Annotated in this window: 23 protein-coding genes and 9 pseudogenes; 20 read left to right on the forward strand and 12 right to left on the reverse strand. The window is 60.8% G+C overall.

Annotation, left to right across the window (positions count from 1 at the left end; translation table 11 throughout):
* Window positions 1-515: 515 nt before the first annotated feature.
* A pseudogene (locus P9A16_RS21450) lies at window positions 516-1517 on the forward strand (IS256 family transposase); the annotation flags it as partial.
* A gap of 92 nt (window positions 1518-1609) precedes the next feature.
* On the opposite strand, the gene P9A16_RS21455 reads toward P9A16_RS21450, so the two are convergent.
* A complete protein-coding gene (locus tag P9A16_RS21455) occupies window positions 1610-2833 on the reverse strand; it encodes an IS110 family transposase (RefSeq protein WP_156032115.1) in 1224 nt (407 codons plus the stop codon).
* A gap of 257 nt (window positions 2834-3090) precedes the next feature.
* Here P9A16_RS21455 and P9A16_RS21460 point away from each other — a divergent pair.
* From P9A16_RS21460 to P9A16_RS21475, 5 genes and pseudogenes are all read left to right on the forward strand, one after another.
* A pseudogene (locus tag P9A16_RS21460) lies at window positions 3091-3312 on the forward strand (transposase); the annotation flags it as partial.
* A gap of 268 nt (window positions 3313-3580) precedes the next feature.
* Window positions 3581-3883 carry a hypothetical protein gene (locus P9A16_RS21465; protein WP_024271604.1) on the forward strand — a complete coding sequence of 101 codons (303 nt, stop codon included), beginning with the start codon at window positions 3581-3583 and terminating at the stop codon, window positions 3881-3883.
* Entirely contained in the window at window positions 3884-4468 is a 585-nt protein-coding gene (locus P9A16_RS35800) for a tyrosine-type recombinase/integrase (protein WP_024271605.1), read from the forward strand.
* An 8-nt stretch (window positions 4469-4476) separates the two neighbouring features.
* The gene (locus tag P9A16_RS21470; RefSeq protein ID WP_306414964.1) at window positions 4477-5334 is read left to right on the forward strand and encodes a tyrosine-type recombinase/integrase; all 858 of its coding nucleotides are present in this window, start codon (window positions 4477-4479) and stop codon (window positions 5332-5334) included.
* A complete protein-coding gene (locus tag P9A16_RS21475) occupies window positions 5331-6326 on the forward strand; it encodes a tyrosine-type recombinase/integrase (protein WP_024271607.1) in 996 nt (331 codons plus the stop codon). The genes P9A16_RS21470 and P9A16_RS21475 overlap by 4 nt, the downstream gene beginning before the upstream one ends.
* A 123-nt stretch (window positions 6327-6449) precedes the next feature.
* Here the strand turns inward: P9A16_RS21475 and chrA are convergent, their stop codons facing one another.
* The 6 genes from chrA to P9A16_RS21505 form a co-directional block, all read right to left on the reverse strand.
* Window positions 6450-7847: a chromate efflux transporter gene (gene chrA, locus P9A16_RS21480; RefSeq protein ID WP_037409614.1), complete on the reverse strand. Its 1398-nt coding sequence runs from the start codon at window positions 7845-7847 to the stop codon at window positions 6450-6452.
* A 5-nt stretch (window positions 7848-7852) separates the two neighbouring features.
* Complete coding sequence (locus tag P9A16_RS21485) at window positions 7853-8665, reverse strand: chromate resistance protein ChrB domain-containing protein (protein ID WP_024271608.1); 813 nt, start codon at window positions 8663-8665, stop codon at window positions 7853-7855.
* Between the two features lie 134 nt (window positions 8666-8799).
* Complete coding sequence (locus P9A16_RS21490) at window positions 8800-9522, reverse strand: HoxN/HupN/NixA family nickel/cobalt transporter (RefSeq protein WP_024271609.1); 723 nt, start codon at window positions 9520-9522, stop codon at window positions 8800-8802.
* Window positions 9523-9951 carry a YqaA family protein gene (locus P9A16_RS21495; protein ID WP_023517169.1) on the reverse strand — a complete coding sequence of 143 codons (429 nt, stop codon included), beginning with the start codon at window positions 9949-9951 and terminating at the stop codon, window positions 9523-9525. It abuts the gene before it with no gap.
* Window positions 9952-9978: 27 nt separating this feature from the next.
* Window positions 9979-11295, reverse strand: a complete 1317-nt coding sequence (locus tag P9A16_RS21500) for an MFS transporter (RefSeq protein ID WP_024271610.1) — start codon at window positions 11293-11295, stop codon at window positions 9979-9981.
* Between the two features lie 9 nt (window positions 11296-11304).
* Window positions 11305-11586, reverse strand: a complete 282-nt coding sequence (locus tag P9A16_RS21505; RefSeq protein WP_023516363.1) for a metal-sensing transcriptional repressor — start codon at window positions 11584-11586, stop codon at window positions 11305-11307.
* 208 nt (window positions 11587-11794) lie between these two features.
* On the opposite strand from P9A16_RS21505, the gene P9A16_RS21510 reads away from it, so the two are divergent.
* The 8 genes and pseudogenes from P9A16_RS21510 to P9A16_RS21550 all read left to right on the forward strand — a co-directional run.
* Window positions 11795-12037, forward strand: a complete 243-nt coding sequence (locus tag P9A16_RS21510; RefSeq protein ID WP_156032116.1) for a hypothetical protein — start codon at window positions 11795-11797, stop codon at window positions 12035-12037.
* Between the two features lie 48 nt (window positions 12038-12085).
* Window positions 12086-12814 carry a HupE/UreJ family protein gene (locus tag P9A16_RS21515; protein ID WP_024271612.1) on the forward strand — a complete coding sequence of 243 codons (729 nt, stop codon included), beginning with the start codon at window positions 12086-12088 and terminating at the stop codon, window positions 12812-12814.
* Between the two features lie 17 nt (window positions 12815-12831).
* Window positions 12832-13491 (forward strand): hypothetical protein, encoded by a 660-nt coding sequence (locus P9A16_RS21520; protein WP_024271613.1) that lies wholly within the window; start codon window positions 12832-12834, stop codon window positions 13489-13491.
* Between the two features lie 599 nt (window positions 13492-14090).
* Entirely contained in the window at window positions 14091-14216 is a 126-nt protein-coding gene (locus P9A16_RS21530; protein ID WP_245290470.1) for an ATP-binding cassette domain-containing protein, read from the forward strand.
* 48 nt (window positions 14217-14264) lie between these two features.
* A protein-coding gene (locus tag P9A16_RS21535; protein ID WP_245290471.1) for an IS630 family transposase occupies window positions 14265-15207 on the forward strand; the annotation gives its coding sequence in 2 pieces (ribosomal slippage) (window positions 14265-14597 and window positions 14599-15207; 942 coding nt in all).
* Window positions 15208-15227: 20 nt separating this feature from the next.
* A pseudogene (locus P9A16_RS21540) lies at window positions 15228-15821 on the forward strand (ATP-binding cassette domain-containing protein); the annotation flags it as partial.
* A gap of 94 nt (window positions 15822-15915) precedes the next feature.
* Window positions 15916-16253 (forward strand): annotated as a pseudogene (locus P9A16_RS21545) (CapA family protein); the annotation flags it as partial.
* Between the two features lie 237 nt (window positions 16254-16490).
* Window positions 16491-16624, forward strand: a pseudogene (locus tag P9A16_RS21550) (IS66 family transposase); the annotation flags it as partial.
* Window positions 16625-16635: 11 nt separating this feature from the next.
* On the opposite strand, the gene P9A16_RS21555 reads toward P9A16_RS21550, so the two are convergent.
* Window positions 16636-17172 carry a peroxiredoxin-like family protein gene (locus P9A16_RS21555; protein ID WP_024271616.1) on the reverse strand — a complete coding sequence of 179 codons (537 nt, stop codon included), beginning with the start codon at window positions 17170-17172 and terminating at the stop codon, window positions 16636-16638.
* A gap of 94 nt (window positions 17173-17266) precedes the next feature.
* Between P9A16_RS21555 and P9A16_RS21560 the strand changes: the two genes are divergently transcribed.
* On the forward strand, window positions 17267-18031 hold the full coding sequence (locus P9A16_RS21560; protein ID WP_024271617.1) for a helix-turn-helix transcriptional regulator: 765 nt from the start codon (window positions 17267-17269) through the stop codon (window positions 18029-18031).
* 298 nt (window positions 18032-18329) lie between these two features.
* Here P9A16_RS21560 and P9A16_RS21565 read toward each other — a convergent pair whose 3' ends face one another.
* Both P9A16_RS21565 and P9A16_RS21570 read right to left on the reverse strand, forming a co-directional pair.
* Window positions 18330-19049, reverse strand: coding sequence for a cytochrome c biogenesis CcdA family protein (locus tag P9A16_RS21565; RefSeq protein WP_024271618.1), 720 nt, complete (start codon window positions 19047-19049; stop codon window positions 18330-18332).
* A 2-nt stretch (window positions 19050-19051) separates the two neighbouring features.
* A complete protein-coding gene (locus P9A16_RS21570) occupies window positions 19052-19456 on the reverse strand; it encodes a thioredoxin family protein (RefSeq protein WP_024271619.1) in 405 nt (134 codons plus the stop codon).
* Between the two features lie 315 nt (window positions 19457-19771).
* On the opposite strand from P9A16_RS21570, the pseudogene P9A16_RS21575 reads away from it, so the two are divergent.
* Window positions 19772-20426, forward strand: a pseudogene (locus P9A16_RS21575) (integrase); the annotation flags it as partial.
* Here the strand turns inward: P9A16_RS21575 and P9A16_RS21580 are convergent.
* Window positions 20406-20603 (reverse strand): annotated as a pseudogene (locus P9A16_RS21580) (transposase); the annotation flags it as partial. The pseudogenes P9A16_RS21575 and P9A16_RS21580 overlap by 21 nt on opposite strands.
* 22 nt (window positions 20604-20625) lie before the next feature.
* On the opposite strand from P9A16_RS21580, the gene P9A16_RS21585 reads away from it, so the two are divergent.
* Together P9A16_RS21585 and P9A16_RS21590 are read left to right on the forward strand one after the other, a co-directional pair.
* Window positions 20626-20838 carry a type II toxin-antitoxin system VapB family antitoxin gene (locus P9A16_RS21585; protein WP_278025927.1) on the forward strand — a complete coding sequence of 71 codons (213 nt, stop codon included), beginning with the start codon at window positions 20626-20628 and terminating at the stop codon, window positions 20836-20838.
* Between the two features lie 14 nt (window positions 20839-20852).
* Window positions 20853-21119 (forward strand): annotated as a pseudogene (locus tag P9A16_RS21590) (type II toxin-antitoxin system VapC family toxin); the annotation flags it as partial.
* Between the two features lie 95 nt (window positions 21120-21214).
* Here the strand turns inward: P9A16_RS21590 and P9A16_RS21595 are convergent.
* A pseudogene (locus tag P9A16_RS21595) lies at window positions 21215-21400 on the reverse strand (IS1595 family transposase); the annotation flags it as partial.
* 140 nt (window positions 21401-21540) lie between these two features.
* On the opposite strand from P9A16_RS21595, the gene P9A16_RS21600 reads away from it, so the two are divergent.
* Both P9A16_RS21600 and P9A16_RS21605 read left to right on the forward strand, forming a co-directional pair.
* The gene (locus P9A16_RS21600) at window positions 21541-22656 is read left to right on the forward strand and encodes an IS110 family transposase (RefSeq protein WP_023517101.1); all 1116 of its coding nucleotides are present in this window, start codon (window positions 21541-21543) and stop codon (window positions 22654-22656) included.
* Between the two features lie 406 nt (window positions 22657-23062).
* A complete protein-coding gene (locus P9A16_RS21605; RefSeq protein WP_024271622.1) occupies window positions 23063-24019 on the forward strand; it encodes an AraC family transcriptional regulator in 957 nt (318 codons plus the stop codon).
* Window positions 24020-24083 lie beyond the last annotated feature (64 nt).

Consider the following 24083-nt stretch of genomic DNA (forward strand, 5'->3'; position numbering starts at 1 on the left):
CCCCAGCCTAAGATGAGGTTCGCCGCCTCTACAAACTACATCGGCTAATGAGAATTCCGGCCTTCACCTTCATCCGGTTGATTAGGAGGTCGGGCACTTATCCCGAGCCTGAGACTATGCCGAGCCCGTTCCCCAAAGCCCGGGATTTCCGGTAGGTCGGGATCGTAGTCTCGGCATAATAGCATAGCCCCCGCGACAGCAAGATAGCGGAGGTATCCATGACTGCCACTCTACTGAAGAAGACCAGCCTCAGATGGCCGATCGAAGACTGGGCGCATCGAGCGTGTGTTGCATCCCTGATCGAGGCGATGAAGACGGAGGGATATGCTGCCAGAAGCATATGCTCTGCCCTTCGGGTGATCAGCGCATTCCTCCTTTGGAAGGATCACGGCGCCGAAGGCAATCCGAAGCGCCTCGACGATCGTGTCCCATGGAGTGGTGTAGCTGGAATTCATAGCCATCGGTGATTTCCGGTAGGGTCGGGTTGCTTAGAGCCAACCTGAGGGACACCACCGATGACCGACGACATGATGAACTTGCGCTCACTCGTTGAGAAGAGCGCCGACGCCGATTTGCTGCGGGAGATGATCGGCTTTGCTGCGGAGAAGTTGATGGCGCTGGAGGTCGGCACAAAGACGGGCGCGGGTTATGGCGAGAAGAACGGCTTCCGACTTGCCCAGCGCAACGGTTACCGCGATCGGGACTGGGAGACACGGGCTGGCACCGTCGAGCTGCGCATTCCGAAGCTTCGCACCGGCAGCTATTTCCCGAGCTTTCTCGAACCACGCCGCATGGCAGAGAAGGCCCTGACGGCGGTGATCCAGGAGGCCTACATCCAAGGTGTGTCAACCCGATCCGTCGATGATCTCGTCAAGGCCATGGGCATGTCGGGCATCTCCAAGAGCCAGGTGTCGCGGCTCTGCGAGGAGATCGACGAGAAGGTGAAGGCCTTTCTCGACAGGCCCATCGAAGGGGAATGGCCCTACCTTTGGATCGATGCGACCTACCTCAAGGTCCGGCGCGGCGGGCGCATCGTCTCTGTCGCTGTCATCATCGCAGTAGGTGTGAACACCGACGGCCGACGCGAGGTGCTCGGCATGGAAATCGGCACGTCCGAGGCCGAGGCGATCTGGACTGAGTTTCTTCGAAAGCTGACCAGACGGGGACTGCGCGGCGTCAAGCTCGTCGTCTCCGATGCGCATGAGGGCTTCAAGGCCGCAGTATCGAAGGTGCTCTGCGCGACCTGGCAGAGGTGCCGTGTTCACTTCATGCGCAATGCGCTCGCCCATGCCGGAAAGAGCGGTCGGCGCGTCGTCTCCGCCTTCATCGCCACGGCCTTCGCCCAAGACACAGAGGAGGCTGCCAGCACTCAGTGGCGCAATGTCGCCGACCAGATCAGGCCGAAGGTGCCGAAACTCGCCACGCTGATGGATAGCGCCGAACAGGATGTGCTCGCCTACATGACCTTTCCCAAACAGCATTGGGCCAAGCTTCATTCGACGGATGACATCGACAAGCGTTTCTTCAAATCATCTGCTATTTTTCTCCTGCACGGACGACCACGTGGCCAAGAGCGGCACTCGAGGATGCAAGTGCCGCCACGCCGCCATCATTGTCGTTCCTCGCTTTTGGCGTCCGTGCGCCCTTTTGGCCTTGTCCCCTGTGTGCGCCAGTGCCGCACCATTTGCTCATAGGCTTTCTCTGCCCGCTCCGATCCCTCCCGTTCTCGGGTTCTCAGGTCCTTGAGATTGTAGGCGTAGGCCGCGCCACGCCGGCCCTTACCCTTTTCTGACGGCGCACCGGCCTTCAGTTCGAGCTGTCTCCGTTTGGCGGCGACGAGCGAAGGGCGCAGCCAGAGATAATCCTGCTTCTTGATCAGGAGGTGCCAGATCAGAACCACAAGTTTGCGGGCAGTTGCGACAGCAGCGACTTGATGACCACGCCGATTGCGGATGCGCAGGAAGAACGCCCGCAGCGGACCTGGCGCTTTCGAGGCGGCCCAGGCGGCCTCCACCAGCAGGCCCCGGGCATGCGAGCGCCCGTGTTTACTGATCCGGCCATATTGGGCGAGGCCGAGGCCGGACTGTCGAACCCGGGGATTGAGGCCAAAATAGCTCACAAGCTTCTGCGGCTCGCTGAAGCGAGAGATATCGCCAATCGCAGCCACAATGCCGGCGGCGACCACGGCATTGACCCCGGCAATCGTCAAAAGCCGCTGGACATCGGCATCGTCTACCGTGTCTTTCGCGATGTCACCGTCCAGATCGGCAAGGTCGTCAGCGAGACGGTCGATCTCGCGCACGTGGCGGGTGATCGCCGTCCGTTCGTCGTCGGGCACCTCCTGTCTTGAAAGCCAGTCCCGACCGCGCTTGTTGAACAGATCGGCATGCGGGCACTTCGGCACGAGATGAGCCTGAAGGATCGCATGCACCTCGTTCTTCACGCGTGTTCGATGCCGAACAACTTGACTACGGCGGGCGACAAGCCGCCGCAGTCTTTCGGTCCTTTCATCCGGCACCCAGACTTCCGGCAGAAAGCCGCTCGCCTGAAGTTGCGCCAGAACGCCGGCGTCGATCTTGTCGGTCTTGATCCGCGCATGAGCGATCGCCTTTACTTGCATCGGGTTGGCGACAATCACGCGTGCCGCGAAGGGCGACAGCACCCTGACAACCGACATCGTGTTGCCGGTCGCTTCGACGACGATCTCTTCATTGCCTTCAAGGCTGCGGCCGAACCCTTCCAGGCCCGATCGCGTCATGTCGACCCGACCGTGGTGTCGCAGTCTTCCTTCTTCCCAGAACACCACCTCCGCAAAGGTGCGATGGATGTCCATTCCAATCACCCGCCTCATCGGCTCCTCCTTCCTGGTTAGGAAACGGGAGCGGCGGGCGACACGACACCTACGGATCCGCGCTCTCGGCGCAACCGGGCAGGTCGCAGGGGCGGCCAGCTACTAACACGAGCTCTCAGCTCATCGAATATATCGGCCTGCCCGCACTTCACGTGCTCCCGGTGCCCCTGTCCCGGATGGTCTCACCATACGCCGCAGTTTCGAAAACTGCAGCCGGGTCGGAAGGCACCGCCACCGTCATACCGGTTACAAACCCGATCGAGCGTCTCAACGGCGAGATCAAGCGGCGGACAGAGGTCGTCGGCATCTTCCCTAACGACGATGCCATCGTCAGACTGGCGGGTGCCTTGCTCCTCGAACAGAACGATGAATGGGCCGTCCAGCGGTCCCGCTACATGACACTGGAAACCATCGCCACAATGAGCGATGATCCGCTGATCAGCTTGCCAGCAGCAAGCTGATACTCATCCGGCCCTCCGGGATGAGCCGTGGTCGTCCAAGCTACACCACGTCCGGGGACACGATCGCCTCGACCACTACAATATCGACAAATTCCTCAACGAAAGCACCGCCGCAGGTACGCTGCGGAACGGTGAGCGTCGTGCCCTCCAACGCTTGCAGGCGATGTTATTGGAGGCGGGCATTTTATCCCGGCCTCCAGTGCCCGATGATCCAATCGGTGACACTTTAGCCTCATATGCAGCAAGCCTGCGTCGGAGGGGTTATGCGATGCGATCGATCGCATCCCACGTTTGGTTCGGCCGTCGGTTCCTGGAATCAACTTGGGACAAGAGCGCTGGCATTTCTCACATCACACTCAATGACGTCCGCGAGTACCTTGCCGATGGCATCGACGGTTACAGCAGCAGCACTGTCAACATAATGTGCTCGCGGCTGCGCTGCCTGCTTCGATTTCTGCAGACGGTCGGGCTGACAGAGGAAGATCTCGCTCGAGCAATTCCGGGCGCGAGGAACATCCGCCTGAGAACGCTGCCGACATTCCTGACTCCGGAGCAGTTGGAACGCGTCTGAATGGCGTGTGATCGAACAACCATCGCTGGTCGTCGGGACTATGCAGTCCTTTTGCTGCTCGCACGTCTTGGGTTGCGCGCCGGTGAGGCAGCATTGCTCACGCTTGACGACATCGATTGGCGGGCGGGATTACTCCGAGTGAAGGGAAAGTGCGGACGGATCGCATCCATGCCTCTGCGACAAGAGGTTGGAGAAGCAATTTCGGACTACATCCTGAACGGACGCCGGCCTTCGGCAGGTAGAACCATCTGTCATAGGGTCGAGACGCCCAGTACCCCTTTCCGGTCCGCTTCGACCGTATCACTTATCGCCGGACGAGCGCTGAAGCGCGCGGGGGTTTCGGGGCTGCGGTCGCAACATACGCACGTATTCAGGCACACATTTGCGACCATCGCGATACGAGCAGGAGCCAGCCTGACCGAAGTCGGGCAGGTACTTCGCCACATGGAACCCGACACGACGCGTATCTACGCAAAGGTGGATCTGGAGGGACTGCGTTCTCTGTCGCGGCCTTGGCTGGGAGCAGTGCTATGCCAGATCTTAAGGAAGCCCTCGAACAATACCTGTCCTTGCGTCGCTCTCTAGGATATCGGTTGGCGACCCAGGAAAGGCGACTTGGCAATTTTGTCGAGTATGCTCGGGTACGCGGGGAATCACACATCACGTCGAAGCTCGCGGTGGAATGGGCAGGTCATCAATGCGGACCCGCAAGTTGGTCACCGCGCATATCAACAATCCGTTCCTTTGCGCGCCACCTCGCTGTGGTCGAGCCCAAGACAGAAGGACCGCCATCCGGGATTTTCCCACCCCATCGTCGACCACGACCCTACATCTATTCGGACGATCAGATTTCGGACCTCCTCGCGACGATGCTCGTCTTGCATCCAAAAAGCCTGCGTGGTCGCACGCTCCATTGCTTTTTCGGTCTGATCGCATCAGCCGGTCTGCGTTTCTCGGAAGCCTTCCTGCTGGAGCGAGACGATTTGGATCTTGATGCCGGCGTTTTGACGATCCGACAGGCCAAGTTCGGAAAGAGCCGCATGGTGCCCTTGCATCCCACCACGAAAGAAGCCCTTGCCTGCTACGCAACCGAGCGTGATGTCAGCCCGGCGCGACGCGCTGGCACGCGCTTTTTCACAGGTGTTCACGGCCGCGCCCTTAACCATTGGAATACCTGCGACGCCTTCGTCGTCTGGACGCGGCGAGCTGGATTGCGTGAGCCCAATGTACGGCAAGGACCACGGATTCATGATCTTCGGCATACCTTCGCAGTACGCACCCTGCTGAACTGGTATGAACAGGGAGAAGATGTCGAGCGTACGCTGCCCCAGCTCACGGCGTATCTGGGACACACTCATGTTCGGGACACCTATTGGTACTTGTCGGCGCATCCGGCTCTGCTCAATCACGCGAAGCTGCGGCTCGAAGCAAGCTGGGAGGCGAACGCATGACCAACCTCCTTCCCCGCCTGATTGAACGCTTCTTCACCCACCGCCTCATACGTCAGCGAAACGCCAGCCCGCATACGGTCGCCGCCTATCGAGATACCTTCAAACTCTTCCTGAAGTTTGCTCATCGCCGGACCGGCCTTTCCCCTTCGAACCTGTGCCTCGATGCGTTCAATGCTGACCTCGTGGTCGCGTTTCTTGACGATTTCGATCTGGAACGTCGCGTCAGCCCGACGACCCATAACCTCAGGCTCACCGCCATCCGGGCATTTTTTCGCTATCTGGCCTTTGAGGAGCCAACCTACAGCGAACAGATACAGCGGGTTCTGGCCATTCCTGGCAAGATCGGCTCGAAGCGGGAAGTTCAATTCCTTGTCCGAAGCGAGATCGAAGCCATCCTGGCAGCGCCCGACCGACATTCATGGGTTGGCCGGCGCGACCATGCGCTGCTGCTTACTGCCGTTCGGACCGGAATGCGGCTGTCCGAGCTTGTAGGACTCGATCGCAGCGCGGTCACGCTCGGAGCCGGCGGTCAGGTCCGGTGTTTCGGGAAGGGGAGGAAGGAGTGCGTCACGCCGATCACGAAGCTTTTGAACGGAACACTCAAAGGCTGGATCGAGGAGCCGCGACGGCGCAACAGCGACGTACTGTTCCCGACCGTTCATGGTTCTCGGATGAGCGCCGATGCGGTGCAGTATCTTTTGTCGAAGTACGTCTCGAAGGCCGCCGAGCGCTGCCCTTCCTTGCGGGCAAAACGTGTCTCCCCGCACGTCTTGCGACACAGTGCTGCCATGGAGCTGTTGGGTGCGGGCGTCGACACGACGGTGATATCGCTATGGCTTGGACACGAATTTACGCGCTCAACGCAGCCATATCTTCATGCCCATCTCGCCATCAAGGAAGCGGCGCTCGCGAAGGTCCAGCCATTCGAGGGAGCCACTTTCCGCCGATTTAGGGCAGATGACACGCTATTGTCGTTCCTCGACAAGCTCTGATTATCTCGACTGAAGATGCCGCGGTGTGCCGCGGCATCATGCCGATCTTCAAAAGATCTCCAGGATTGTGCTTCAAGGAGTTGAATGAGCGAACTGGCGCCCCGCCCATAGCAGCACTTTCACCTACAACATCAACCGCCACCCAATCCCGAGCGCGGCCGATATTCCCAGGACCGTTATCACCGATAGCTTCAGCCGAAAGATGGCGACCCCCGCCAGCAGGGTTAGCACCAGCGACGGCAAGAGCAGCGATCCGAGGACGGGCATGTCCAGCGTGAGCGGACCAATAACGACAGGGTCGACCTCGGCGAACAGCACGTGAAGCCCGAACCAGACTGCGAGGTTGAGAATGACCCCGACGACCGCCGCTGTGATCGCCGACATCGCACCGCCGAGCGCGACGTTGCCGCGCATTTTCTCGATGAAAGGCGCGCCCGCGAATATCCAGAGGAAACTCGGCAGGAAGGTTACCCAGGTCGTCAGGATCGCGCCCAGCGTCGCCGCCGCCAGCGGAGACAGCGCCCCCGGATCGCGATAGCCCGCGAGAAAGCCGACGAACTGCGTCACCATGATCAGCGGCCCGGGCGTCGTCTCGGCCATGCCAAGGCCGTCGAGCATTTCCCCCGGTCGAACCCACCCGTAGTTTTCCACCGCGGCCTGGGCGACATAGGCGAGCACGGCGTAGGCGCCGCCGAAGGTCACCACGGCCATCTGGCTGAAGAACAGGCCGATCTTCGAGAACACGTTGTCCCAGCCGAGCACCAGGATCAGCGCCGCAACGGGGATGAGCCAGAGTGCTGCCAGGGCGCCGGCGATTTTGAGCGACCAAGCGAGGTTGGGCCTGGCATGAGGCGGGATGTCCTCGCCGAGGACGGAATCCCTGTCTTCAAGTATCTTGCCCGATTCCGACTTGTGCCCGCCGCCCGCCTTGAACGTGGCAAGCCCCGCCCGTCCTCCGCCGTAGCCGATAAGCCCGGCCGCGATGATGATCAGCGGAAAGGGAACCTGCAGGAAAAAGATCGCGACGAACGCCGCCGCCGCCATGGCGACCATGACGTTGTTTTTCAGGGCCCTGCCGCCGATGCGGAAGACCGCCTGAACGACGACGGCAAGGACCGCGCATTTCAACCCGAAGAACATGCCCTCGATCGCGGTGACGTCGCCGAAGATCACATAGATGTAGCTGAGCGCCAGGATGGACAGGAACCCCGGCAGGACGAACAGCAGGCCGGCGATCATGCCACCCTTGGTCTTGTTGAGGAGCCAGCCGATATAGATGGCAAGCTGGTGGGCCTCCGGTCCCGGCAGCAGCATGCAATAATTGAGCGCATGCAGGAAACGGTGCTCGCCAACCCAGCGCTTCTCGTCGACGACGATGCGGTGCATGACGGCGATCTGGCCGGCCGGGCCTCCGAAGCTGAGCGCCGCCACGCGCGCCCACACCTTCACGGCTTCAGAAAGAGGAACGATGTCGCCTGCACCCGCATCCAGGCGGGCGTTGGCCTTTGCGAGGTCGGTCATGATGTTCATGCCTTCCTCGGGTTGGGCCAGTTGTGTGTCTCCTCGGTCGCGTCACGGCACCAGCGGTAGAAGGCGTCGTAGAGCGTCATGCCCGCGGCGAGCTGTTCTAGATCGTCGTTGAACATGCGCGACAAGCCGAGCGATGCCGCGAGCAGTCCCGCCACCTCGGGGGCAAGGTCCGGCCTGGCCGTATCGGCTCCCCGGATGATGGTCGCGAGGCGGAGCATGGGGTCGGTCCCGAGGCCGAATTCCTCGATCATGACGTCGAAGGTGCAAAGCGCGCCGCGATGGCTCCAGTAGACGTCCTCAATGTCGAAGGGCGTGGCGCTGAAGCGGTCGGCAACAGCCGATACTTCGGCGGCAGGTACAAACAGGAAGACCGCCGACGGATCGACGAAGCGCCGGATCAGCCAAGGACAGGCAATGCGGTCGATCTTCGGCCGGGAGCGCGTAACCCAGACCGTTCTCCCCCGGCCATCGCGCGGCGGCAGCTTTTCTTCGGGGACAAGGGCGGCCCTCGATGCACGCCAGGCCTCGAAGCCGCCTTCGAGAACCTCGGCGGCCTTTCCGACCGCACGAAGATGCGCGGCAACGCCGTGGCCGAGCTTTTGGCCTTTCTGGCAGAGGACGACCGATGGCCCTGTGAGGTCTTCGGCCCAGTCCGTCACAACGCGGTAATCGCGCCGTACCGATCCGGGTATGAGGCGGGGATCGGCAGCGAAGTCCTCGTCGTTGCGGACGTCGATAATCGTCGGCGCGTTCGGCGTGCCGATGATGCGGTTGAGTTTTTCGGGTGTGATTTCAAGAAATGACGGCATAGCGCGTCCCTCCGGTTTCTCGGGTTCAAAGGACGCGATTCTTCGGCCGTGGCCTCGTGGGGCGATCGCTACCCCATGCGCGAGAATTTGCACCGCGGCCCGGTGATGTCAAGGGCAGGCAATCGTGGTCAAGCTCACTTCAATAGTTCGGTGGCCGCGACAGCGAGCAGGACCAGCCCCGCGAGGACCTCAAGGGTTTTCGACATAAATCCGAACAGCCGCGGTTGTCGCTCCAACAAATGACCCACCTGTTTCCGGAAGAGCACCGACGCAAGGGCGACCGTGCCCAGCGTCAGCGTGATGCCGAGCATCATGGACACCGCAAACAGGATGCCGACGGGAACGACCTTATGCAGGACGGCGTAGTTCATGATGAACAGGGTTAGCGGACAAGGGATCAGCCCCGCCATAAACCCGAAGGTGAGACCCTCCCGGTGGTGATGGGCGTGCGTATGGCGAGACAGCGCGCGCCAGATCATCCAGAGACCGATCACCCCGAGCAATCCGCGGCTGAGGTTTTCGAGAACAGGTGCCGATCCGGGGCCATTGCCGCCGAACATCACGTTGACCAGCGGAAGCGAGAGCAGGACGATCGCCACCGACATGAACACATGGGTCAGAGACAACGCCATCGACGTCAGTAGCGCCCGCCAGGCGCCTGCGGAGGAACCGGCGAGGTAGGTCGCGAGAAGCGCCTTGCTATGGCCGGGCGTCATCGCGTGGACGGCGCCGAAGGCTATCCCCATGGGCAGGAAAGCGAGGAACGCCACAAGGCTCCCGCCCTCGGCGAAGCTGCGGATATGCCCCGCGAAGGCGAGGTAGATATCCCTCTGGAAACCGATGATCCAGGCCCACATTCAAACAATCCCGATCGTTATGGCGGCAAGGATAGCGTAGCGGGCTGTCTTGGCGAGGCCGACCAGCAGAACGAAGACCAGGAGCGGCTCCCTCATGATCCCGGCGACCACAGTGATCGCATCGCCGACGACGGGAAGCCAACTTCCGAACAGGGACCACTTCCCGTAGCGTTGATACCAGGACTGTGCCCGCGCCAGAGTGTCTACCCGAACAGGAAACCAGCGTCGGTCCTTGAGGCTTTCGATGCCCCGGCCAAGGAACCAGTTCACAACCGAGCCAAGCGTGTTGCCGATCGACGCAACGGCGACAAGCGCGGAGACGGGATAGCGGTCCCCAAAGATGAGCCCGACGAGAACGGCCTCGGATTGCTCGGGAAACACGGTCGCGGCAACGAACGCCGCGACAAAAAGGGCGAGATAGCCGGTCATTTCAGGATTGCGCCTGCTGACCGCACGTCATCTGCCGTTATTTGGAACGGGCCAATCAGTGTGATGGCTGTCAATGACGAAGGTATGGCTGTGCCGGCGTCCTCCGCCGTGAAGGTGCGGATGGTCGAGCTCCAGGTCTTCATGGGAATGCTCAAGTTCATCCGGGTCTTTAGCAGGCCAGACTCGGGTCGCGACAAACACGGCTCCGGCGGCGAGCAGCGCGAGCACCCCGAATGTCGCGGGAAGCCCGATCCTGGCACCGAGCCATCCCGCGGCAGGATATGTGATCAGCCAGCAGGCATGCGAGAGAGCGAACTGGGCCGCGAACAATGACGGTCGGTCTTCGGGTTGCGACGATCTGCGGAGCAGACGACCGGATGGCGTCTGGGTCAGCGAATAGCCAAGACCGAGCGTGAACCACAGCGGAAGTAGCATGATGTAGCTCTGGACCATGATGCCAACGCACAAGCCCACGATCAGAACAATGGCTCCGCTCAGCATGGCTTTTCGGTCAGTGATGTCTTCGAGGATACGTGGCAGAAGAAGTGCTGCCACCATCGATCCGCCGCCAAACGCTGCCAGCGCAAGGGCGGTGGCGCGCTGCGTGAAGCCGAACTCCGCCTGCACGATGACCACCGTGTTGACGATGACCATTGCTCCGGCAGCCGACACGGCGAGACTGAGAGCGAGGAGGCCACGCAGGCGGGGCGTTGCCAGATAGATGCGCAGGCCGCGTGTCGTGCGGTCGTAGATTCCACGACGCTCGGTGGCCTTCGGGCTTGGGAGAAGAACAGAGACGACGAGCGCCGCCGAGGCCAGGAAGCCGACGACGGTTCCGGCAAACAGGTTGTGGAAGCTCATCACGGTCAGAAGCGCGGCCGCCAGCATTGGGCTTATGACGCTTTCCAGGTCATAGGCGAGCCGCGAAAGCGACAGCGCCTTCGTGTAGTCCTTCTCCTCCAACAGGACGTCCGGAATGGTCGCCTGGAACGTCGGTGTGAAAGCGGCCGAGGCCGACTGGAGCACGAAGATCAGCAGGTATACCTGCCAGACCTCGGTCACGAACGGCAGACAGATCGCCACCGCAGCGCGGATGAGATCGAGCGCCACCAGCAGCGGCCGACGGGGCAGAACCTCGGCAAATGCCCCGGCGATCGGCGCGACACCGACGTAGGCGATCATCTTGATCGCCAGCGCCGTACCGAGGACGGCGCCTGCTTGCGCGCCCGCGATATCGTAGGCCAGCAGACCGAGCGCCACCGTCGCAAGGCCCGTGCCGACGAGTGCGATGACCTGTGCCAGAAACAGGTGTCGGTAGGTCCGGTTCTTGAGGACATCGAGCATGGCTTGGCCTTACAGATACTTGGCGATGGCCTTGAATTCGTCGATCGACTGGCGCTGGTCGCGGGGAAGCGCTCCGAGCTTGTCTTCGAGGCAATGGTCGAGGTGATCCTGGATCAAGGTCCGCTTGGCGTTCGTGATCGCCTTCTCGACAGCGCTAAGCTGCTGGGCGATGTCGAGACATGGCCGTCCGCCTTCGATCATCGCGATGACGCTCTTCAGGTGTCCTTCGGCCCGCTTGAGCCGCTTGACGATGTCGGGATGGGATTCGTGACGGTGTTCATGCTGTGTCATGTGCCTTGCCTATCCCCCTGGAGGGGATATTTCAATCGCCAATCTTGCGTGCTTTGGCGAAGCTGGCTATCAGGGGGATCATGTTGCTTCGCCCGCGCCGCCGATTCATGAGCCTTGTCGCCGCCTTTTTAGCGTGCGTTGCAATGCTCGTCTACGCGACCGCGGCGCCGGCGGCGCACGCCCCCGCTTGCATGCCGCTGAGTACGTCGTGGCCAATGAATTCCATGACCACGATCACGGGCACTCCCACGATTGGGACGTCGAAGATAACATCGGCGATCCGCAGGTCGACCATCACCATGCCGACCACTCGCACGAGAAGGCGGGGCTTTCGCCAGTTATGGGTATATCGCGGATTAGCGACACCATCGACACCAGGGTTCCGCTCTACGCCCGTCTGGTCGGTGAGCCGCCCTTCCTGATCGAGCGTCCCCCTCGCACCATGGCGTGATCCGACGCCGCTTCGGCGGCTGGCTCAACACGCACATGGAAATTGATTATGAAAGCACCTCCCCTCGGAGGCGTGCTGACCGGGCAATCCCGGCAGCTCACGCTCCATCTGACGCTTGCTGTCCTGTCCCTGCTCGTGATGGCAGGAACGGCCGCTGCCCACGCCGTCGCCGAAGGCGACAAGGGTTACATCCAGGAGATCACGGGTGTTCACCTGGTCCCCTTCATTTACCTCGGTGCAAAGCACATGGTGACCGGATACGACCACCTGCTGTTCCTCTTCGGGGTGATCTTCTTCCTCTACAGGCTGAAGCACATCGGCATCTATGTCAGCCTTTTCGCCGTCGGTCATTCGACGACCATGCTGCTCGGCGTCTACTACGGCTGGAATGTCAGCTCTTACCTGATCGACGCCATCATCGGACTGTCCGTCGTCTACAAGGCGCTCGACAATCTCGGGGCCTTCCAGCGGTGGCTTGGCTTCCAGCCGAACACCAAGCTGGCAACATTGATCTTCGGCTTCTTCCACGGCCTCGGTCTTGCGACCAAAATCCTGGAGTACGAGATCGCTGAAGACGGGATGATCCCGAACCTTCTCGCCTTCAATGTGGGCGTGGAGATCGGCCAGCTCATCGCCCTCGCCATCATCCTGATCGGCATGAGCTACTGGCGCAAGACGTCCAGCTTCCTGCGCCATGCCTACACCGCCAACGTCCTCATGATGACCGCCGGGTGGGTGCTGATCGGATATCAGCTCACCGGTTACTTCGTCTCCTGATCCCGAAAGGAAACCACATGTTCAATTCCCAGGCACCCAAGTCCGACGACCTACCGTCTTCGGCGCAGCTCTTGAAGTCGACCATCATCTCGGCGGTGGTCGCCGGAGTGCTTCTCGTAACGGTCGTTCTGCCCTCCGAATACGCCATCGACCCGACCGGTATCGGCGCAACGCTCGGCCTGACCGCAATGGGCGAGATCAAGACTCAACTCGCCGAGGAGGCGGAGATCGACCGGCAGAATGCCGGAACGCCGACTGTTGGAAACGACAAGCCAGTCCAGACGGGGACGACCCCTTTGGAAGGATCGAGCCTGCTTGACCGCATCGTTCGCGAGTTCGGCATCTCGGCCGCCTATGCGCAGGAAGTCCGCAAGGACGAGATATCGGTCACCCTGCAACCTGGTGAAGGCGCGGAAGTGAAGCTTGCCATGAGCAAGGGCGCGAAGGCGAATTTCACCTGGACCGCAACGGACAAGGTCAACTTCGACCTACACGGCGACGGCGGCGGCGAAAGCACCAGCTATGAGAAGGGCCGCGGCGTTGCCCAAGACAACGGCGTCCTCGAAGCCGCCTTCGACGGCAACCACGGCTGGTTTTGGCGCAACCGAACGAGCGCGCCGGTGACGGTGACGTTGAAGGCTGACGGCGCGTATACCGACATCAAGCGGGTGATGTAACCTCAGCTTGGACGGTGTGGATACTTGTCCGCACCGTCCTTCCGGACCACCTCGCCATCATGTCGCGTGCCGCCAGAACCACAGGGAATGTAAGGAGAACGGAAGGTTTCCTATGCCGAGCCTCCTCGCAAATTTCATCGGAAATCCCTGGCTTTGGGGAACGGGCTCGGCATAGTCTCAGATTCGGGATAACTACCGTTATGCCGAGCGCGGCATAACGGTACAAAGATACCACCCGCCGCCGCTTTCGGCCGCTCCGCGACGTCCTCGTGGGCAAATTCGTCACGCCAACCATAGGGCAAGGGAAATCGCCCGTCCCGTTCTCACAACCGCCGAGATCATCGGAGCGGCCAAACAGCCATTATACGACCAGATGTACGACGTCCCTTTTCTGCTGAATCATGCCATTGATCGCCATCATCGACGCGGAGAGAACAATGCGGCACCGACGCTCGAACAACGTCGGCCAAACCACGTCGGCCAAACCACCGCATTGACGCTGCCGGTTTCGTCCTCGAGAGTAAGAAGCTTGACGCCCTTGGCTGAGCCCAACCGCTAACGTACGAACACGAGCCCACTGGCCAGTTTCGGTCGAACTGGTGCGCGGCGCGATCACCGGTATCGCCGGTGAAAGTGGCAGCGGCAAGAGCACGATCGGCCGTATCATCGCCGGGTTGGAAACCGCTAGAGCACATCCGGGGATCGATGAATCAATTTTGACGTGACACACAGGCTGATTTCTGATTCAACATGCGCTTTGGCGGAGGTTGATGATGGCCAGAGCGCTCAGCAAGGACTTGCGGTTGCGTGTCTTGAAGGCTGCTGACGAAGGTGCATCGGCCCGGCAGGCGGCAGCACGTTTTGGGGTTGGAATATCGAGTGCCATCCGCTGGATCGCGCGGGCGAAAATCGGGGAACAGATGCCACGCGCCCAAGGCCGTCGTCGTGGTTCGAGCCTCGACGGATATGCAGACTTCATCGTCGGGATGATCGAGGAACGCAAGGACATTACATTGAACGAGATGGTCGAGCGTCTCGATACGGAGCGCTCGATGCACATCGGTCGGAGCGCCTTGAGCGACTGGCTGCGCGGGCACGGCTGGGCATAAAAAAAAGTCCGCACATGCACTGGAGCAGGACCGCCCCGACATCCTGAAGCGCCGACGCGCCTGGTTCGACGGCCAGCCCGATCTCGATCCGGCCAAGCTGATGTTCATAGACGAGACCGGCCTGTCGACCAAGATGGCGCGCCTGCGCGGCCGTTCGCCCTGCGGCAAGCGCTGCCGGGCTGGCGTGCCGCACGGCCATTGGAAAACCACGACCTTCACGGGCGCACTCAGGCTGTCCGGCATGACCGCACCGTTCGTCTACGACGGTGCGATGAACGGCAACGTGTTCCGCGCCTATGTCGAGCAGGTGCTGGCCCCATCCCTTGCGCGCGGCGACGTCGTCATCATGGATAATCTGCCCGCCCATAAGGCCGCCGGTGTGCGCGACGCCATCGAAGCGGCAGGCGCGAGCCTGCTCTACCTGCCGCCTTACAGCCCCGACTTTAATCCCATCGAAAACGCATTCGCAAAGCTCAAGGCGTTCATGCGGGCAAGGGCCGAACGAACCGTCGCCGCTCTCTGGAACTCTGCCAGTTCCATCGTCGAGCTCTTCACGCCAGTCGAATGCGCAAACTACTTCAGGGCAGCAGGATACGAACCAGATTAAACCGGACGTGCTCTAGCGCTGGCAAGCTCGGTATCGATGGCAGGCAGTTTGATATTTCTCGCCCCGGGCGTCGGAGCGGGCTGCTCGGAAAGGTCCAGATGATCATTCAGGACCCCGCCCTGTTGCTGAACCCGCGCCTGTCGATCGGCGATACCTTGGCAGAAAGTGTGCGGTTCGCCAGTCGGCAATCGCACGGCCGCAAACAGGACGTGCTTTCGATAATCGACTGTCACGGGCTGGCACGAACCCTCCTCACCCGCTACCCTCATCAGCTGTCCAGCGGACAGAAGCAACGCGTCTGCATCGCCCGCGCCCTTCTTGCCGGCCCGCAGATCATCATCGCGGACGAACCCACCTCCGCACTCGATGCCTCTGTCCAGGCCGAGATCGTCATGCTTCTGAAAGAGATCGTCACCGAGCAGGGCATCTCGATGCGCTTCATCTCACATGACCTGGCCTTGGTTCAGGAGCTCTGCAGCCTGATCTACATCTTTCAGGACGGAAGGGTGGAAGATGCCGACCCGTCACAGTTCATTTTTGGACTCCCGCAAAACCCGTACACGCGCAGCCTGATCGAGGCTCGCCCACGACGGTTCACGCACGGACGGCAGTGACGCGCTGAACCTGCGAGGCGACGCCTCCCCAAAACGTTTCTCCACCTCATCCACATACAGGCGGCGCTCAGGCGCTGCACGGGAAAGATCTGTCATGGCGAATACCTTCACTATCGCCGTCACCGGGCAATCTCTGATCAAGCATGACATTCGCGGCGTCGAAACACCCGGGTTCGTCCGTGTGCGGGAGCTGCTTGGCCAGGCCGATTTTGCTTTCACGAATTTCGAGAGCACGATCCTTGGCAGTCATGGAGGATGGCGGTTCAAGGGCGTCGTCTTCGGCTGCAGCCAGCCCGTCGTTCTCGACGCGCTCCAGGCGATGGGCATTCACGGTCTCTCGCTATCGAACAATCATGCCTTCGATCTCGGCCCCTCCGGCATCCTCTCACCCTTGAGGAAGTCGAAAGGCGCGGCATGCTTCATGCCGATATCTGGCAATACATCATCAAGGGTCTCGTCATCGTCGTTGCCGTGGCGCTCGATCGCTTCAGGCTGCAGGGCGGCCGCACCTAACCTTCAAGCATTATCGCCCATAATGCCGCGGTGGAGCGAGCGATAAAAGCAATTTCTTTCGCTCACTACCGTACGCATCCGAGGTGGGCCGCCTCGTAGGAATTGTCGGATTAGGCACTGGCTGTCCTTGTTGACGTCAACAAGGACAGTGCGGCTAGCCCCGACCGAAAAGGCCTGCATCCGGCTGATCACCTCGCAAACTTCAGCGGTGTGATGCATGCCGATGGCTATGGTGGTTACAAAAGGCGAGGCTCTACGGCAACCAGATCGTCGAGGCCGCCTGCATGGCACGCTCGAGCACTCACACAGTGCCAATATATTCCCCGCGCGCCGGATAGTCGTTTTTGATGGCGAAATCCAAGGCTTGAACCATCTCGCCGAAATTCGGTCGCGCGAATGGCATGGACTGCACCGAGAGCCAATAGACCGATTGGTCTGGCTTGATCAAAAACACGCCTGGCTCGGAGAACAATTTTGGCTCTTCGATTCCAATCGATGTTTTTCCACGTGACGCCGAAATGTACAGGCCCCAGTGCTTCGCCGCGCCCAAAGACAGTCCGTAGCCAATGCGAAGATGCTCGGCACCTATCTTATCCGCCATTTGTCGCGCGCGCTCCTCTCCATCAGAGCTTATTGCAATGGTGTTGACGCCCCGTTCCAAGAGGGATGGTGTCAGTCGTTCGAGCTCCTTTAGATAGCCTGCACAAATGGGGCAGTGGAGACCGCGGTAGAAGCAGACGAGCGTCATAAGCCTGGGCGCTTCGTCGGCGAGGACGAACTCTCCGTGATCGAGAGTCTTCACCACCAAATCCGGGGCCGACATTCGAGGGACTAACATTGATCAACTCCATCTTTCTGAACATGACAACGTCGTTGCGTTGACGTCGGAGCTTTGAGATATCATACACAGGGCAATCAAGGATCCATAAAACATGATCGAAAATCTGATGGCCACTCAAAAGGTCGACCGGCTCTCGGCATTCTTCGATGTATTCGAGCTTTCGGCGTCATTGGACCCGGCACTCACCGCCGACAGTCATGCCAGGCTGCTCGTCATCGGGCCGCTGGGTGGGCCTGCGGAAAAAATCGTCCTTCGCCTGCGCGGTGAAACACACCCCGCCCCGTCCATTCTGGTCACCGCAGCTGTCGATTTCGGCGGGGTGCATAACCCGCTCATGAACGCCCTGCCTGATCAGGTCTCCGTCGAGACCAACGACGCACCTGCCCTGCGCGACACCACAGCCGCGTTCGTGGCGGAGGCTCTGGATTCGCGATGTGGGCGGAGCGCAGCGCTCAATCGGCTCTGCGAAGTGATCGTTCTGCTCCTGTTGCGATCCGCCATCGATCGCGGGGCCGCCCGACCAGGGCTGCTGGCTGGTCTGTCTCACCCCGCTCTACATCGGGTTTTGGTTGCCATGCATGACGCGCCCGCGCGTGCTTGGAACGCTGAAGATCTTGCCTCAGTGGCGGGAATGTCGCGAAGCCATTTCATGGCTCTCTTCCGCAAGGTGGTCGGTGCGACACCGCAGGCCTATCTGACAGGATGGCGCATGACCATTGCGCGACGGAGCCTGTCCAAGGGGGCCCGGGTCAAGGCGGTGGCACGGCAAGTCGGTTTTGGTAGCGCTGCGGCATTCTCGCGGGCCTATGTCCGCGCGTTCGGAGAATGGCCATCACTCAAGCCCCTTAAGCAATGAGCACCGGATAAGCCTTGTCCTTCAGACGTTCCGCGTCTCACACCGAATAGTGGGATGCGATGGTAAACCGGGGGCGTTCGCATGGCATCGCGGATGTTTCACGGTGAAACTCAGCCCATTGGATTGCGAGATCCGAAGCTTGTCTGTCGTCTAAGAAGAACGTCCGTTGAGCAGTTGTCGCTCGCCGACCAGCAGTCGGCCGGTCGAAGGATCGACAAGCCAAGGGGCTTAAGCTCAGACTGATCGCTTCACTCAATAGTGTAGGTCGACAGGGCCCCAGCCGAGTCACCCTCGAGAGTTAGAAACGTGTGGTAAGACTGGTCAGCCATGCGGGCGAGATTTCGACAAGCACTGCCTCTACCTGCTTGTCCAGTCCCGTCACCACCAGAAGTCCGATTACGACGAAAAACACGCCCAACAAGACTTTTCCGCCTTTCCCGGCGTGCAATAAGCGGTTGCGCCAGCGCATCAGCACATCGCGCGAGAGAATACCGAGTAGAAGCAGTGGCAGAGCGGCCCCAATGCCGAAGGCGGCCATGGTGGTCACCACTTGAGCGAGGTTCTCGCCAGTCGCAGCCATCATCGAGGCCGCGCCGAGCGTGGGGCCGACACACGGGCTCCACACGGCACCCAAGAGCACGCCGATCAGGAACTGCCCCTTGAGACCATCGCTATTGAACCCACCGAAACGCTGCTCCGTCCAGTTGCCGAATGGGCTTGCCGCCGTGGCAAGGCTCACCTGGAGGGCCGGTACCATCAAAACCGCGCCGATCACGATCATAATGTAGCCGGCAAATGTGCGAAAGACGGAGGTATCAAGCCCGATCGAGAAGCCGATCAGCGCGACGAAGAGCCCGATTGTCAGGAAGGAAACCGCGAGCCCCCCGGCAAGCGCTGCCGGTCCGAAGCGGTGCTTCGAGATCGCCGTGCCCAACACCACCGGCAGAAGCGGCAGCACGCAGGGAGACAGCGTCGACAGCACTCCCGCCAGAAGCGCCAGAAAGCCGGTCGTCAGCATGGTCAGTTACCAAGCGCCGAAGCAAATAGCGCACCAATCGATTCGGGCTTGGTGTCACCGACCGAACGCCCGGTCTCGGTACCGCCATCATAGGCGATCAGTGTCGACTGCATACGGGCATTCAGGCTGCGAACCACGTCCTTTTGACTATCGAAATCGACCTCGAACACAATCATTTCGCTATAGGCGGGGTCTGCCGCAAGAGACTGGATGATCGGCTTCTGGGCCTTGCAGGTGGGGCACCAGCTTGCGGCGATATCGACGACGATCGGCCGCCCTCCCTTCTGGGCCGCCTCAAAGGCTGCTGTTTCGAAGGGCTTGATCTCGGCGGCAAAGCTTGCCGTTGCAATCAGCATCGAAACCACACCGGCTGAGGCAGCCGACAAAAATTTTGATGTAAGCCGCATAAAAAACCTCCTTAAATCAGGTGAGCTCTTTACTGCTTGAATGATAGGATCGCGCTTTACAACACAAAACGCCGCCCTTGACGATAACTTTACCGTCCGTGAATACTTCAGAATGTGAGCGCTTTACCGAGATTGTGCCAATACTTCGGCCGAAAATCGATCTCAAATCTGCGTGACCACCGCGTACAAAAGCCTTGTCATAGCCGTCGGAATTATCGCAACAAAGCCATCGAGATATGGGTGTTGCAACGCGGAAAGTAGCCCGATGACCCCGCCGTTTGACGTTGACTAGCGGGAAACGGACGCGATGTCCTCAATACGCGGCGGGCCGATACCGCGGACTGGCGGCACTTTTCCGCTTGGTGCCGGTGGCAGAATCTGTACTCTCTTTCGGAACGGGAAGCGTCGAGCTCTACATTATCGCCTGCGCCTCCGCGCACGGCTGCGCGTGGCGACAAAGTCAATAGCGTCTCATCCATCAAACGGCGCCTCTCGGCGATCGTCTGGAATTGTTCCCGCCGCGGCACGCCGCCCTGCCCCGGCAGACGGAAGCGGTCTTCCCAAAGGATCTGATCGCCATGCTAGAGACGCTTACCCGCGGTTCGTTGCGCGGGCTTCGCGACCGGGCCATGCAGCTGTTCGGCTTTGCCGGCGGTCTGCGTCGCTCGGAGATCACCGGGCTCGACCTTGGCCGAGACCAGACAGACGATGGGCGCGGCGGGGTCGAGAGTTTCCACAACGGCGCGCCAGTCTCCTTGCGCGGCAAGACCGATTGGCGCGAGGTCGAGATCGGTCGCGGCCCGTCCGACACCACTCGCCCTGTCGCAGCGCTGGAGGCTTGGATAAATTTGCCCGGCTCGTCAAGAAGGAAGCACTCGCCGCCGGCGTGCGTGGCGATCTTTCCGAGGCAGAGCGCGGCCAGTCTTTTGCCGGTTATTCGCTGCGCGCCAGCCTTGCCTCCTTCGCTGAGAAGTCTGCACCATCGATAGAGCAGATTGGGCGCAACCCCATGACGCCGGGCGGCCGACGAAACTGTCTCGCCGGGCTCGAAACTCTCCTCGATAATCCGCGGCTTCTGCTCGGTTGTCCACCGTCGCCGGAGAACATCGCCGGTAATCACTTCAATACGTCGATACTCGTTAGACATAAGCCTGTCCTCAAGCCTGTGCTTGAGCCTTCCTGCCTATGCCGAGTGTCCGGTCGAAATTGGGGGCAGTTCAGCGCTCGAGAAGCGCCTCAAACGGACTGGGTTGCAAGCGAAGAAAGCAGCCTTAATCGAGGGCATGGAAGCAATGCAGCCCCGCTTGAGCGCCCTGCCCGTCCTTGATCATCGAAGCCCCGATGACATCATCGGCTACGACGAAGATGGGCTCCCAACGTGATGGTGATCGATACCTCTGCAATCGTACGAGAGGGATGTTTCGGCCAGGCGGGCGGAGCCGATCTCGATCTTTGGCGGCATAAGACCGATATCGAGGTCGTGGCAGTGACGGCAGAGCATTCCGATCAAGCTCGCAGGGCCCGGCCGCGCTATGGCAAAGCTCGCCATCCCGCAAGCTTGACCTATGGGAACTACTTCTCCTATGCGCTGGCAACCTCGTCGGGTGAGCCACTGCTCTACAAAGGCAACGATTTCAAACAGACCGATATCGAGGCGGCATGACAGGACTCGGAACAAGATCCGTTCAAAATCCTGCGCCGCCTTTATCAACCAAAGACAGCTACGGCGGATTAAATGATGATGCCTCCCTCGTGGCTTCAGCGCATTTGACGCCCGACGGCAGCGTGGAAGACTTGTAGCAATTACAGTGCCGACGGCGCGCGCGACCACAGGATTTTCACGCTCTCCTTGTCGCGTCGGCTTTTTCGCACGGCCTGCCCCGTGGCGATGCGCTGCGACCAACAGGACTCGATTTCATGGAAATACAAGGGGGGGCCCGCTGGGGGCGAAATGACACGCTTCCATGACGGTCATGGGAACGTAGTCCGTATGTCCTTTGGGCTGCCGCTGGAGAAACGAGCCCAACCCGTCAGAATCGAGTTGTCGCGCCGAGGGTGGCGCGACCTCGAACTCTGGAGGGATCATGCAGAAGAAGGCTCTCTACGTCGGCCTCGATGTTCACAAGGCCAGCATTTCCACTACTGTTGCCGAAGACGGTCGTGATGGTGCCGTTCGTTTCATCGGCGCTATTCCCAGCACGCCGTTCGATATTGCAAAGCTGGCGAAGCGGTTATCGAAAGACGGAGGCCGGCTGGAGTTCTGCTATGAAGCTGGCGGCTGCGGCTATGGCATCTATCGGCAACTTCTGAGCCTCGGCCATAGTTGCATGGTCGTCGCTCCGAGCCTGATCCCGCGCAAGCCCGGAGAACGCATCAAAACCGATCGGCGCGATTCTGAGAAGTTGGCGCGCCAGCACCGCGCCGGCGACCTGACAAGTGTCTGGGTCCCCGATCCGGTGTATGAGGCAATCCGCGACCTTGTACGTGCCCACATGGACGCCGCTGCACAGCTCACACGGGCGCGGCAGCAATGCCTGGCCTTTCTTCTGCGTCATGGCCGAATTTACGGCCCCAACCGGAAGAATTGGACGCTGCGACATCGGCGGTGGCTCGGTCTTCAGACCTTTGAACAGGCGCCCCACCAGATCGTCTTCCAGGATTACGTCGAGGCGGTATGGGCGGCGCAGGATCGCCGCGACCAGCTCGAGGCGCGGATTGCGGCCATGCTCCCGGATTGGTCGATGGCCCCTCTGGTCGAAGCGCTGCGCGCCATGCGTGGGCTCGACACCATATCGGCGGTGATCTTCCTGGCCTCCATCGGCGATCTCGCCCGGTTCGAAACGCCGCGCCAGCTTATGGCCTATCTGGGCCTGGTGCCATCAGAACAATCGAGCGGCACAAGCGTGTGGCGCGGCGGCACCACCAAGGCGGGCAGCAGTGAAGCACGCCGGATGCTGGTGGAGGCCGCCTGGAGCTACCGCTATCCGCCACGTCTGGCGTCGGAAAAGGTGCTGGTTGTCGAGCGGCAGGAAAAGCCCGTACGCGACATCGCCTGGAAGGCGCAGGTACGCTTGTGTGGGCTTTATCGCAAGCTCAGCGCGACCGGAAAGAAGCCGACTGTTGTTGTGACCGCCATTGCGCGCGAACTGTGTGGGTTCATCTGGGCGATCGGACAGGAAGTGGCGCCAGCGCCATCCTGATCCTACCGTCGCCCCGTTCGGCCGGGGGCGGAGCGCAAGGTCAGGCAATCCTCGAGAATCCTATGGGCCGGCTTAACCCGACGCCCGTGCGTAGTGCGAGGCAGGCCGCGACGAAAAGCGTTCCTGCGGTATCCAACCCGCGCATGGGAGATTGATCGACCGTCGCCAGCGCGGCTCCGCCCTCGACCCAACGGCATTGTTACGACAACACAACCGCCACGCCCTTGGCATGGCGTCAGGTTTTTTGCATCTTCCCACTTGAAAAAGGACATGGGAGGATTTCGCCCTCTCTCGCGAACTCCCCCAAATGGGGGCTGTCCGCCGCAATCTGGAAGTTTCGACTTGCAATGACGTGCCATATGCCATGGCATAGCAAGCGTTCCGGTAGTTCAGATACAGGTTTCCGATGAGCCATTTCATTCTGCGAACCGAGGACTTCGATCCTCGTCACCGTGCTGCAAAATTCGAGAGCGTCGCTGCCAACATCTGTAAGCTGGCAATCGAGCCGGAGAACGAAAGCTACAGCTCCTCGACCACGATCGCCGTCCTGCCCGGCGCCGTGATCGCCGACACCGCCCATTCGCCCTGCCGCACGCGGCGTACCGTCGGGTTGGCGGCGGAAACCGGCGACAATATCCTGCTGCATGTGCCGGTGACGGGTGGTTTCACCATCCGGCAAGAGCGTGGGACCGAGGTCGAATGCAGGTCCGGCCAGATTTACCTCGACCCCAGCGAGGTACCGGGAGTGGCACAGTTTGTTCCTGAAACCAGCCGAGTGATTTATGTCTCAATCCCACGCGCAGCGCTGATGGCGGCAAGCCCGAGCTTCAACCCCTGCCTGCGGCAGGTGGTCGAGCTGACGCCGCAATGGCGGTTGCTTCTGGCGCATGCGCGGGCGCTGCACGCCGAGGCCGGAGTGTTGCCTCCCGAACAATTGCAGCATGGCGCCCTACATCTGCAGGACCTGCTGCTGTTCGCGCTTGGCGCCGACCGGGAGGCGGACCAAATCGCCCAGGGACGCGGTGTGCGAGTGGCGCGGTTGAAGGCGATCAAGGCGGATGTCGAGGCCAACCTCCCGCTGAACGAGCTTAACTCGGACTGGATCGCCGCACGCCACAGGATCTCCGCCCGCTACGTCCGCAGCCTTTTTGCGCAGGAGGGAACCTCCTTCCCTGACTATGTGGCGATGCGGCGGTTGATGCTGGTACGACGGCAATTGAGCGACCCGCGCCATAGCCGCCGCTCGATCAGCCAAGTCGCACTGAGTGCTGGTTTTGGTGATATCTCATGGTTCAATGCCCGTTTTCGGGCCACTTTTGGCATGACGCCATCCGAGATGCGCAGCCTATCGGAATACCGCTGACCCCGCATCGGCTTCCGCCGGCCCCAAGATCGGTCCGAACTTTTGTGCCACAGTCGAGCCGAAC

This window comes from Shinella sp. 838, from assembly GCF_029623935.1.
In the GTDB taxonomy this organism is placed as follows: Bacteria; Pseudomonadota; Alphaproteobacteria; order Rhizobiales; family Rhizobiaceae; genus Shinella.